Here is a 12,270-nt window from a genome sequence, read left to right as displayed (position 1 = left end):
CGGCATAGTAAAGCCGCGTAGTTTACCCTGCCTAAGAGCGGAACGCTTGCAGCGGCAAGCGGTGCTGCCAGGCATCGTGCCGTTCCAATGCCGCAGCTAGTTGTAAGAGCTGTTTATCTTCACCAAACCGCCCGACTATTTGCACGCCTATCGGTAGGCCATTGGCGGCCATATGCAAAGGCACTGACATGGCGGGCTGGCCGGTCAGATTGGCTAATTGGGTGAACGGCGTGCGGCCAAGGGCATCCACCGCCAGCCTCTTTAACAAGCCTGCCTTTAGCGCCAGCGATGATGCCCCAGGAATGGCCAGCACAGACATTAAGCGTTCACGTGCCGCGGATGGATAGAGCTCGCCAATTTCAGGGGCGGTATCTGCGGTGACCGGCATCACCAGCGCATCAAAGCGTTGATGAAAACGGCTCATCTGTTCAGCGGCCACGTGCCAATGGCGTTTCGCCAGCTCGTAATCCTGTGCTAATAGTTTGCTTCCTAATCGGCCGATGGCACGTGTCGAGGGTTCAATCGCCAAGCGATGAGTGGGCACACCGGTTTGCTGGCTAATCCAGCGAAGGTCCGCTGCCAAGTGGCCAAGGTAAAGTGTTAAGTAGCTATCTGCCAGGGCTTCACCATCCACCGGCGGATCGCACCACTCCACCTCATGGCCCATTTCCGTTAGCGCAGCGGCGGCTTTATTAACCGCTGTTTTTACTTCCGAGCTTAACTGCGTGCCCAAGCCACGGCTTAAAGGCTCGCCCAGCGATACCGCAATACGTAATCGCTTAGGCGAGGACGCTAATATCGTTACGAAGCCGGTTTCAGAGCGCACCGGGTACGGGCCGGAAGGTGCCATACCGTTCACCTTCTCCAACAGCGCCGCACTATCTCGTACGCTGCGCGTCAACGCATGCTCAATGACCGCCCCCTGCCACACTTCCCCATGGCTTGGGTCAAGCGGCATCCGCCCACGCGTAGGTTTAAAGCCAAAAAGCCCACAGTAGCTGGCAGGAATACGGATGGAGCCACCACCGTCCCCGGCCAACGCCAACGGCACAATTCCGCTAGCCACTGCCACGGCTGCACCGCCGCTGGAGCCACCGGGTGAATACCCCTTCCGCCACGGGTTAACAGGGTGCGGAAAGGCTTTAGGCTCGGTAATTCCCATCAATCCCAGTTCAGGCGTGGCTGTTTGCCCAATAACGACCAAGCCCGCCGCTTTTGAGCGGTGGATAATCGGCGAATCCTCTTTAGGGCGCCACTGAGTTAACGCAGCACATCCGGAGGCCAAGGGTTCACCGGCCAACCCCATCAACAGATCTTTACTCAAGGTGGGCACTCCACCAAAGAGTGTGTCATCGGCAACACGCTCACTCTCATGCCGGGCTTTCTCAAAACGCGTTCTGACGACCGCATTCAGGACAGGATTTAACGTTTCAATCGCCTTAAAGGCAGTCTCCAGAACGTCTGCGCGGCTCACCTCCCGGCGGCGGATCAGTTCGGCAAGGCCGGTGGCATCATATTGCTGGTACTCGTGGGACTGCATTACGTTCGCCTATTATGCTTTTCTCTACATCCTAGCAGAGGCCGTCTGCTTAATTTTTCTTAACTATATGTTTTCGCCGACTCTTCTACTGAGCCTTAAGGCGTATTGCCTTTAAACCCAAAACTCACTATGTTGGAGCCAATTGGGAACGTTCCCATTTTACTGTTTAATGGATAGCCAACATGCCCCCTGCCTCTGTGCGCGCCACACTTATTGAAGTCGCTAAACTGGCGGGCACGTCTAAAACCAGCGTATCGCGCTTTTTCGGCCCGGAGCGCGAACGGCTAACGCCCAGCCTTCAAGCGCGCATTGCCAACGCCGCCACGACGCTGGGCTACCAGCCTAATTTAATGGCACGCGGTCTCAAGGGAGGCGGCTCGCGCCTACTGGGCGTACTGGTGGCCGATATCCGTAATCCGTTCTCAGTGGCAGTTGTCCATGGCATAGAGCAAGCAGCTCGGGCTCACGGTTATTCATTAATCGTCTGCAATACCGATAACGACCCAGAACGAGAACAGCAGCACCTGCGCCTGCTGACGTCGTATCAGGTAGAGGGCTTGATGATTAATGCTACCGGGCAGCCTGAAGCGCAGTTACAGGCACTCATGCATAGCGGTGTCCCCCTCGTGCTACTTGACCGCGAAGTTCACCAACTTGACGTTGATGTGATCGGGCTTGATAACGCGCTAGCGATTGATATGGCACTGAATCATCTCGTGCAACAAGGGTATCGCTCCCTTCTCTATGTCAGTGAGTCGCCTGCACATGCCAGTACCCGCCAGGAACGGCTACAGCGCTTTAACCAGCAAGCAGAGAGCTTAGGGATCAAAAGTCAGACGCTAATACTGGACAATGCAGCACCTCACATTGAAACGTTAGCCAACTTTAACCAGCACACTGCCTCATCACCAGGCGCTGTTTTATGCGCTAACGGTAACGTCACGCTCGCTATGACACGCAGTTTTCAACAGCTAGGCATCCCTTTGGGCCCTACCGGTTTAATGGGAATTGACGAACTGGATTGGTGTGAGCTGATAACGCCAGGCATCACCACCCTGGCCCAGCCTACCGATGATATCGGCCATGCTGCCGTCAGTTGCCTGCTCAACCAGCTCGGCTCAGCACAGGCATCGCCCGTACGCTACCGCCATGCGCCGCGTTTACAAGTGCGTGGCAGTACAACGCTTTAGCCAAATCTTTAACACCCTTAAAAAGAGAATATCCTGATGGCAAATACAACGTTCTCCTCCCCACGGATACTGACTTTTGGCGAAGCCATGGCCATGCTGGTGGCGAATACAGCGGGTGATCTAGCAGAAGTCGAAAGCTTTCATCGACGTTTAGCAGGCGCCGACAATAATGTCGCTATCGGCCTCTCGCGCCTGGGTTTTCACGTTGGCTGGTTGAGCCGAGTGGGCACCGACAGCCAGGGCAGGTTTATTCAGCAGTCTTTAAAAGCTGAAGGAGTTGACGACCGATATATTCATCTTGATGAACACCACCCCACCGGGCTGATGTTCAAAGAGCGCGCAGAAAACGGTGCCGACCCACGGGTTGAGTACTTCAGGCGCGGCAGTGCCGCCAGCCACTTAAATGTTGAAGATGCCGCTTCCATCGATTTTCAGTCGCTCACTCATCTGCATGCTACCGGCATTACCCCCGCGCTTTCTAAAAGCGCCCTAGAATTAACCCGCCACTTGATGCAGCAGGCACGCCAAAGCGGCACCAGCATTTCCTTCGACCCCAATTTACGCCCGTCACTTTGGCCCAGCGAAGCTGTCATGCGTGATACCTTAAATGAGCTGGCAAGTCTTGCTGACTGGGTGCTACCGGGACTTTCCGAAGGGCAGCTTTTGACCGGCTGCGAATCGCCCGAAGCGATTGCCGACTTCTACCTTGAGCGCGGTGCCAAGGCCGTTATCATCAAGCTGGGGCCAGAGGGCAGCTATTATCGCGGCACGCTGGGAGGCTCTTTGGAAAGCATCAACGTGCCCGGCCAGCCGGTCGCCAACGTTGTTGATACCGTAGGGGCTGGCGATGGCTTCGCGGTCGGTGCGATCAGCGCACTGCTGGATGGCCTAACTGCTCGTGATGCGCTTAAACGTGGCAATCTGGTCGGCGCCCAGGCCGTACAAGTCGTCGGTGATATGGAAGGCTTGCCCACTAGGGACAAGCTGGAACAACTTGAGCACTAGGGTCACATGTAACGATCACAACACGAGGAGATAGCATGAAAAAAAGTATCATTGTGGCAGGACGACTTAGCGATCCACTAAAAGAAACGCTAGCGCAACACTTTGAGCTTATTGAGCACTCAGGGCCACTTGATCCCACTCAGCAAGGCGTGCTCGACATGCTATCGAAGGCACACGGCATTATCGGCTCAGGACTGCCCATTACACCTGAATTACTGGATGCGGCGCCCGCGCTTGAAGTTATTTCGACAATTTCGGTGGGTTACGACAGCATCCCCGTGGATGAGTTAACCAAGCGTGGCATTATGCTGTGCAACACGCCTGATGTGCTCACTGAAACGACCGCTGATACCGGTTTTGCGCTGGTGATGGCCTCAGCACGCCGGGTAACAGAGCTTGCCGAATGGGTGAAAGCGGGCAACTGGAAAGCCAGCCTTGGCCCTGATCACTTTGGTAACGACGTACACGGAAAAACGCTGGGCATGATAGGTTTTGGACGCATCGGCCAAGCGGTTGCCCGGCGCGGTGCGCTCGGCTTTGGCATGTCGATCCTCTACTCCAACGCGTCTCCCAAACCTGAACGCGAAGCAGAGCTAGGTGCCAAGCGCTGTGAGCTTAACGAACTGTTGGAAAAATCAGACTTTGTCTGTGTGACCGTCCCGCTAACCGCAGAGACCAAGCACCTAATCGGTGCCGACGAGTTTGCACGCATGAAGTCCTCAGGTATTTTCATCAACATTGCCCGCGGTAAAGTCGTCGATGAATCAGCGCTGATTGACGCACTTGAGAAAGGCACCATTAAAGCAGCGGGTTTGGATGTCTTCGAGCAGGAACCGCTGCCAGCCACCTCCCCTCTACTTAACATGACCAACGTCGTTGCCCTGCCCCATATTGGCTCCGCAACACATGAGACTCGCCAGGCAATGGCTCAGCGCGCCGTGGATAATATTCGCTTGGCCCTACAGGGCAAGCCTCCCATTAACCTGGTTAACGAGGACGTACGCCAATGAGCCCTGCTATGCCCAGAGCAACGACCGCCGATTACTGCCTACTGTTTGACAGCGATGGCACGCTGGTAGACAGCGAAGTACTCCTTGCAGAGGTAATGGGCGACATTCTTCCGGAGTTCGGCCTACCGTTCTCTGCGCGTCAGTATATGGAAGAGTTTCGTGGAGTGCGCTTTCACACGATAGTCAATACGTTAGAAGCGCGCTTTCAGCCCCTCACAGAAGACCAGGCGGCGACGCTTGAAGCCGGTATGCGGACACGCATGGAAGCCCGCATGCGGGCAGAGCTTGAACCCATCGCTGGCATTCCAGATGCGCTTGATCAATTAAGCAGCTACGCCAAAGCCGTGGTATCTAACGGCCCCGAGCGCAAGATCCGCTGTGCCATGGAAAGCACTGGTTTAGGCCACCATTTTAAAGGGAATTTATTCAGTGCTTATACCCTGAATGTCTGGAAACCCGATCCCGAGCTTTACCGCAAGGCGGCGGCGGCAATGGGCTACGCGCCCGAGCAGTGCATTGTGATCGACGATGCGGCCGTAGGCGTAGAAGCCGGGTTGGCTGCAGGTATGCACGTTATCCATATTAACCACTTTCCTGATGAAGAGAGCACGCCCGAAGGCGCCGTTGGCATTCAGCATGCCAATGAACTGCCAGCAGCTATCGCGCGCTTAAATCTTTAATGGAAGTAGCATAGCCCCCCTCCTTTCCCATCATTCATGCTACCGCTAGGCATATTTACTCTGCCTAGCGGCGCGATTACCTGTCTACTTACTTAACCCTCTTTTTTATATCAAGACCATGGTCGCATAGCTCAAACATTGACCTGTGCAGGAATGGCGCTAAGCTTGGCCATAACTCAAATATAAAAATACATTTTATACTTGAGTTATGACGACTATGGCATAAAAAAAACATCAAAATAAAACGGAGAGCCTTCCATGCGCCTAACCCACCTGATGATGGCCAGCCTTGCTATCGGCTTCACGACATCTCTGCAAGCTGCTGACTTCACATTCAAATACGCTCATTCTCAAACCGATGATGCCCCGCGATCTGAGTCCATGCGTTACTTCAAAGAAGCACTTGAAGAGCGCAGTGATGGGCGTATCGCGGTAGAACTCTATTTCAATGGCACGCTAGGGAAAGAGGAAGACGTACTTCAACAAGTCCAGATGGGGCTTATTCAAGGCTATCGCGGAGGCTTGTTTGCTCAAGCTAACCCCGCCTACCTGATCTATACCATGCCGTTTCTGTTCACCACGCCGGAACAGGCCATTGACGTTATGGAAGGCGAGCTGGGCCAAGCCATTAATGAAGGCGCACATGCAAATCAGCTGCATATACCGGTGACCGGAGTTGCAGGTGGCATGCGCCAGTTAACCAACAACGTTCGCGCCGTTAATCAAGTTGATGACCTCCGTGGTTTGAAAATTCGCACCCCGCCGCTGGCTCCCACGTTGCTGGCGTTTGAAGCGTTAGGAGCTTCCCCACAGCAAGTGCCTTATACCGAAACCTATATGGCAATGCGCACAGGCGTAGTCGATGGTCAGGAAAATCCGCCCTCCAATATCGCTGATATGAAATTCCATGAAGCTCAGGAGTACATGTCATTACTGAACTGGCAAATCCATCCTGACCCCTTCTTTATCAGCGCTCAGTGGTACGACCAGTTACCTGAAGACCTGCAGTCAATCGTTGACGACGTGGCTCAGGAGACGATGACGCGCTCCAACGAAATTTGGCTAGCCTCCGAAGCCAATTACCTCGACACACTTGGCGAGCACATGAGCATTAATGATATCGCCGACGAACACCGCCAAGGTTTTGTGGATGCCGTCGTTCCTGTTTGGGAGCACTTTGTTGAACGTGGTGACTTTAGCCAGGAGCAGTTAGAGCAAGTACTCACGCTGACCGATCAAGCCGAGGTATTGGAGTAATGAACCCTCCTCCACTGGCGCAACCGATGGCGGAAGATACCGTTTTGATGCGGGTAATGCGCCGCTTCGCTAGCCTATTGGAAAATCTTATTGCCGCATTAATTGCGGCGGTTTTCCTGCTCTGCTTGACACTGGTGATATTACGCTACGTATTCAGCATTGGCTTTGCCGGTGCTGAAGAGGTGATGCGCTTTCTATTTGTGTACTCAACCGCAATGGGGGCATCGGTCGCCATTTTGCGCGGCGAGCATATCCGTATCAGCGTGCTTGTGGATGCGCTGCCTACGTCAATAGCCGTCTGGCTCAACCGCTTACGCCATATACTCGTGATGGTATTCAATGGCTATTTGGCATGGCTCAGTATTAGCTGGATTGGGCAAGTGGGTCGCTTCCGCTCCGCCGTACTGGATGTGCCCAATTGGGTAGTGCAAATCAGCATCCCTATTGGCGCGCTACTGGTCATCCTATTTTCTTTGGCGGTGCTAATGGGTGGAGAACGGCCCTCCGCTCAACGAGAAGACGCGCAGGAGAGCCAAGCATGATCTTATTGCTAGTTAGCCTAATAGTGCTTCTACTGATAGGAGTGCCCATCGCCTATTCGCTGGGGCTTTCGGGGTTGGTCTATTTTTTGATCATGCAACCAGGCTTGATTGGCGTGCTGCCCCAACGGGTGCTGTCCGGAACGGATTTGTACACCATGATTGCCCTGCCGTTGTTTATTTTGATGGGATTGGTGATGAACGCTTCAGGCATTACCTCTCGCTTAATCGACTTCTGTTTGATGTTGGTAGGTCGCTTCCCTGGTGGTTTGGGGCACGTCAATATCTCAACATCGATGATTTTTGGGGGCATATCAGGCTCTTCTGTGTCTGATACGGCCTCGGTGGGTTCCTCCATGATTCCGGAGATGGCACGTAAAGGATATAGCGTCGAAACCGCCAGCGGTATTACCGTGGCCTCCTCCACCATGGGAATGATCATTCCACCCAGTGTACCCATGGTAATTTTCGCCGTTACCGCTCAGCAGTCTATCGGCACCATGTTTATGGCGAGCCTTGTACCTGGTTTACTGATTGGCTTGCTGATGATGGGCATTATTGCGCTAATGGCCGGTCGCCAAGGCTACCCCCGTGCCCACACAGGATTAACCTCTCAACAGCGCCGTCAGGTAATTCAACGTGCGGTACTCGCCCTATTAATTCCCCTGTTTGTCGTGGGTGCGGTGGTCGGTGGTGTCGCGACAGCCACTGAATCTGCCGCGTTAGGCGTGGGCTATGCGCTTTTTCTAGCACTGGTAGTCTTTAAAAGCCTCAAGCTGCGTGAACTGCCTGCACTATTTCGCTCTGCCGTCATGACCAGCGCCACAGTGATGATCATTATCGCCATGAGCCAGCTATACGTGTGGATTCTCTCGATGGAGCAGATTCCCCAACTATTGGCAGGCTTTTTAGGCGGGCTGGATCTTACCCCAATGTTGCTCCTGCTGGTCATTGCTGCTGCCGTGCTACTGATCGGCACCTTTATTGATGTAACCCCCGCGATTTTGCTAATTACCCCAGTGGTGCTGCCGGTACTTGCCCTGGCCAATATTTCCCCCGTGCAGTTTGGCGTATTGCTGATTAGTGGCTTGGCTATTGGCTTGGTCACGCCACCGGTAGGCATGTGTCTGAACGTATGTTCATCCATTACCGGCCTCTCGATTGGACGTATTTTCCGTGGCGCTTTGCCGTTTCTCCTCGCAAACCTTCTGGTGATGCTGCTGGTAATAGCTTTTCCGCTCATCACCCTTTGGCCGCTCACACTATTCTCGTGAGCCCATTTACTTTCATCCTTTAAGGAAACTCATATGGATATTCGCCAAGCGCTTCATAGCGATCATTTTAAAACCCTCGATACTCAGGGATTGCGTGACAAAATGCTGGTTACCAAGATTATGGTGCCTGGCCAAATGTCACTAACCTATAGCCATGTTGACCGCATTATTGTTGGTGGCGCAGTACCCACTGATTCGCCGCTTACCCTGAGCGGTGGCAAAGAACTTGGCGTTGACTATTTTCTAGAGCGGCGGGAAATGGGCGTTATTAACATTGGCGCGCCCGGACGCATTACTGTCGACGGTGAAACAGTTGAGCTCGGCACCCACCACGGCCTGTATATTCCCAAAGAGAGCCGTGAGGTCAGTTTCGAGAGCCTTGATGCGAGCAAGCCTGCGCGCTTTTATATCAACTCAACACCTGCCCATGTACGTTACCAGCTACGCCATATCCGCCCGGAAGATGCCTCGCCCACCACCCTTGGTGACCCTGAAACCGGCAATGTGCGTACCATTAATAAGTACCTGCATACCGATGTACTGGATACCTGCCAGCTATCCATGGGGCTAACCCAGTTAGAGCCCGGCAGTATGTGGAACACCATGCCCTGCCATACTCACGAACGGCGCATGGAAGTGTATTTCTACTTTGACTTGAGTGAAGACGATGTGGTGTTCCACCTGTGCGGCGAACCCCAAGAGACCCGGCATATCGTGGTTGCCAACGAACAGGCCGTGATTCACCCCAGTTGGTCGATTCACTGCGGCTTTGGCACTCGCCGCTACACCTTCATTTGGGGTATGTGCGGTGAAAACCTGACCTACGATGATATGGATTTTATCGCTTCTAAAGAGCTGCGCTAAACCACTACTCAGGGAGAGTGACCAATGACGCTATTTTCACTGAACGGCCAGGTTGCCATGGTGACTGGTTGCAACAAAGGGCTGGGGCAGGGAATTGCCATTGCACTGGCACAGGCGGGTGCCGATATCGTGGGGGTCAACCGCAGTCCTGCTGATGACACCCGCCAGCAGGTAGAGGCCCTAGGGCGCCAGTTTTACGACATTACCGCTGAGCTGGGCAGCCAATCGCCTAGCGAGATTGTCTCACAGGCGATCACACAAGCGGGCAAGGTAGATATCCTGGTCAACAATGCGGGAATTATTCGCCGAGCGGCAGCCGTTGAGTTTTCAGAGCAAGACTGGGATGACGTCATTGACGTTAATTTGAAAGCCGCTTTTTTTCTCGCGCAACAGGTGGCCAAACATCTTATCGAGCGTAAAGCGCCGGGCAAGATCGTCAATATCGCTTCATTACTGTCGTTTCAGGGCGGCATTCGTGTGCCCTCCTACACCGCCAGCAAAAGCGGTATTCTCGGTCTAACACGTCTACTCGCTAATGAGTGGGCGGGTCATGACATCAACGTGAATGCCATCGCCCCTGGCTATATGGCTACCGACAACACCCAAGCATTGCGCGACGACCCCCAGCGCCACGCTGAAATTCTTGGCCGAATCCCCGCTGGACGCTGGGGCACGCCCGAAGACTTAGCAGGTGCTGTGATATTCTTATGCTCCGATGCCGCCCGCTATGTACATGGGCATACCCTGGCAGTAGACGGCGGCTGGCTGGCACGCTAACCAAGCATTTTGGTTAATTAACATTACCATCAACGAGCGATTGGCAATTACGTAAGGAAGCTTGAATGAAGGAGAAGGCTGAAACGCAGTACCACGCCCCTGCCTTAGAAAAAGGGTTGGATATTTTGGAGCTGCTTGCTCAGTCTTCCCAGCCGTTAAGCACCCAAGCGATCGCCGAGCAGATCGGCCGTAAAACCAATGAGATGTACCGCATGCTGATGGTGCTGCGGGATCGCGGCTACGTCAGCATGGATGATAGCGGTAGCCGCTATCAGCTAACCCTAAAGATATTCGAAATGGCCCACCGCTTCCCTCCCACCAAGCGGTTAGTGCAGGCTGCGCTGCCACGCATGGAGGAGCTGTGCCATGAAATTTCCCAGTCATGTCATCTTAGTGTTGCACGTCCTGGCCATCTATTGGTTGTGGCTCAGTATGAAAACCCCGACAAGATGGGTTTTGGTCTCCGTTTAGGAGCCAAAATAGATATTTGCGGCTCCGGTTCAGGAGCCGTTATGCTGGCCTTTTTGGATGAGCCACGGCGGGCACGGGTACTGGCTGCCAGCGATGCCACGGTAGAGGAAGTGGTTAGGACACGTGCTCTATTTGACCCGATCCGTCAGCAGGGTTACCACATTGGCCCCAGCCCTCAGGTTCAAGGGCTAACCAACATCAGCTTTCCTGTCTTTGGTGTTCATGAGGTGATTGAAGCCGTTATCACCATCCCTTACCTCACGCTGATTCCAGAAGCGATGCACCGGGAAGTTCCCAGCATCGACCGCTGCCGTGAACAGTTAGGAGAACTAGCAAACGCCCTGACAATGGCTATTGGCGGGCGCCTACCAAAAGATACAACGAGCTAGAAGCAGGTAGTCAAATGCTCTTTAACGTTTAAGTCATTATCGACTAACAGCAGCTGGCGCCATTTATCGAACGTTAAACAGGGGTGAGAGGCGCCAAACGCCACGATATCACCGACTTCTACATCCAGCGCCTCTTTAGGAAGCCGCACGAACGTGTGCTGATCCATGATTTTCGTCACTTCCCAATCATCCACTGACAACAGCTGTTCAGGGGTCCCGGCCTCCCTGTAGCGACGCAGGGCAATGGGCAACTGATCATGGCCGATATCACGCTTGCCTAATGCGATGATGGCAAGCCCCGGTTCAGGAAGCGACTGTACCTGGGCAAAGACCTCCAGAGCAGGCTCAAGGCCTTCCGACAAATCAGGCCGGCGTGCAAGCACAGCGGATTGCGCCTCACGATACAGCCCATGGTCGTGGACCACATAGCACCCTGGGCGTAATACGGCTGTAAATTGATCTTGAAGCGGCTCTCCTTCAAAAGCTTCTGCAATCAAATCATACCAGGCAGAACCCGATGCCGTGACAATGGGCTCAGGTTCTGAAAAGCGCTTTGCTGCCTCAAGCTCTACCGCCACATCCACTAGATATTTAGCGTAAGCACGAATACCGGCTTCTGGATCAGCACCGTGTACGACGCCTTCATAGCCTTCCAACCCCGCCAGGGAAAGCGCGGGTTCTTCAGCAATAGCCTCAGCCAGAGAGAGAATCTGTTGCTGGGTACGGCAGCCGCACCTCCCACCCGGAACACCTACCTCAATCAAAACCGGTAAGATCAGGCCTCGCTTGGCAAAAAATCGCCCAAGCTGGCGTACGTTTTCCTGGCTGTCCACAACACAGTAAAACGTCGCCCCTTGCTCTATCAGGCTAGCGACAATGGCCATATTCGACTGCCCCACCAACTGGTTAGCCATCAATAGCCGGGTGATTCCATGAGCAAAAGCTGCACGGCACTGTGGTGCAGTCGCCAAGGTAATCCCCCATGCACCCGCCTGAAGCTGACGCTGAAAAAGCGCTGGGGTCATCGTGGTTTTACCATGAGGCGCCAAACGGGCGCCGTGGGCTTCTGCAAAACGCTGCATCCACGCCACGTTATGTTCAAGCGGACCTTCATGCACCACAGCTGCAGGCAGACTGACGCCCCGCAACAGGTTAGGGCCTAGTTCCACGCTGCCTTTCTCTACTGCTGACGCCATTGAATGCATGTACCCATCTCCTAGAGTTTTAAGCGCATTTAACCGCATTAATGTTAGTTATTTTCACAACCATTGACT

The 12,270-nt window shown here is 53.9% G+C and carries 12 protein-coding genes; 10 read left to right on the top strand and 2 right to left on the bottom strand.

Features of this window, described 5'->3' with window-relative positions; translation table 11 throughout:
• Positions 1-31 precede the first annotated feature (31 nt).
• Positions 32-1,540 carry an amidase gene (locus ACT3TC_RS00765; protein WP_444638775.1) on the bottom strand — a complete coding sequence of 503 codons (1,509 nt, stop codon included), beginning with the start codon at positions 1,538-1,540 and terminating at the stop codon, positions 32-34.
• Positions 1,541-1,722: 182 nt separating this feature from the next.
• Between ACT3TC_RS00765 and ACT3TC_RS00760 the strand changes: the two genes are divergently transcribed.
• The 10 genes from ACT3TC_RS00760 (at position 1,723) to ACT3TC_RS00715 (ending at position 10,996) form a co-directional block, all read left to right on the top strand.
• A complete protein-coding gene (locus tag ACT3TC_RS00760) occupies positions 1,723-2,730 on the top strand; it encodes a LacI family DNA-binding transcriptional regulator (protein ID WP_444638774.1) in 1,008 nt (335 codons plus the stop codon).
• Positions 2,731-2,766: 36 nt separating this feature from the next.
• Positions 2,767-3,735 (top strand): sugar kinase, encoded by a 969-nt coding sequence (locus tag ACT3TC_RS00755; protein WP_444638773.1) that lies wholly within the window; start codon positions 2,767-2,769, stop codon positions 3,733-3,735.
• 35 nt (positions 3,736-3,770) lie between these two features.
• Positions 3,771-4,745, top strand: a complete 975-nt coding sequence (locus tag ACT3TC_RS00750) for a 2-hydroxyacid dehydrogenase (RefSeq protein WP_444638772.1) — start codon at positions 3,771-3,773, stop codon at positions 4,743-4,745.
• An 8-nt stretch (positions 4,746-4,753) separates the two neighbouring features.
• A complete protein-coding gene (locus ACT3TC_RS00745) occupies positions 4,754-5,425 on the top strand; it encodes an HAD family hydrolase (protein WP_444638771.1) in 672 nt (223 codons plus the stop codon).
• Positions 5,426-5,683: 258 nt separating this feature from the next.
• Positions 5,684-6,682, top strand: a complete 999-nt coding sequence (locus ACT3TC_RS00740) for a TRAP transporter substrate-binding protein (protein ID WP_087109587.1) — start codon at positions 5,684-5,686, stop codon at positions 6,680-6,682.
• Positions 6,682-7,224 (top strand): TRAP transporter small permease, encoded by a 543-nt coding sequence (locus ACT3TC_RS00735; protein WP_444638770.1) that lies wholly within the window; start codon positions 6,682-6,684, stop codon positions 7,222-7,224. Before ACT3TC_RS00740 ends, ACT3TC_RS00735 begins: the two co-directional genes overlap by 1 nt.
• Positions 7,221-8,495 carry a TRAP transporter large permease gene (locus tag ACT3TC_RS00730; protein ID WP_444638769.1) on the top strand — a complete coding sequence of 425 codons (1,275 nt, stop codon included), beginning with the start codon at positions 7,221-7,223 and terminating at the stop codon, positions 8,493-8,495. The genes ACT3TC_RS00735 and ACT3TC_RS00730 overlap by 4 nt, the downstream gene beginning before the upstream one ends.
• A gap of 33 nt (positions 8,496-8,528) precedes the next feature.
• Positions 8,529-9,359 carry a 5-dehydro-4-deoxy-D-glucuronate isomerase gene (gene kduI / locus ACT3TC_RS00725; RefSeq protein WP_444638768.1) on the top strand — a complete coding sequence of 277 codons (831 nt, stop codon included), beginning with the start codon at positions 8,529-8,531 and terminating at the stop codon, positions 9,357-9,359.
• Between the two features lie 24 nt (positions 9,360-9,383).
• Positions 9,384-10,136 (top strand): 2-dehydro-3-deoxy-D-gluconate 5-dehydrogenase KduD, encoded by a 753-nt coding sequence (gene kduD, locus ACT3TC_RS00720; protein WP_444638767.1) that lies wholly within the window; start codon positions 9,384-9,386, stop codon positions 10,134-10,136.
• A 65-nt stretch (positions 10,137-10,201) separates the two neighbouring features.
• On the top strand, positions 10,202-10,996 hold the full coding sequence (locus tag ACT3TC_RS00715; protein WP_087109597.1) for an IclR family transcriptional regulator: 795 nt from the start codon (positions 10,202-10,204) through the stop codon (positions 10,994-10,996).
• Here ACT3TC_RS00715 and ACT3TC_RS00710 read toward each other — a convergent pair.
• Positions 10,993-12,201 (bottom strand): amino acid deaminase, encoded by a 1,209-nt coding sequence (locus ACT3TC_RS00710; RefSeq protein WP_444638766.1) that lies wholly within the window; start codon positions 12,199-12,201, stop codon positions 10,993-10,995. The genes ACT3TC_RS00715 and ACT3TC_RS00710 overlap by 4 nt on opposite strands.
• Positions 12,202-12,270 lie beyond the last annotated feature (69 nt).

Origin of the sequence: Halomonas sp. AOP27-A1-41, from assembly GCF_052378605.1 — a bacterium.
GTDB classification, from domain to species: domain Bacteria; phylum Pseudomonadota; class Gammaproteobacteria; order Pseudomonadales; family Halomonadaceae; genus Vreelandella; species Vreelandella citrativorans.
Note: the sequence above shows the minus strand (reverse complement) of the source record. Positions and strands in the feature narration are given on the sequence as shown.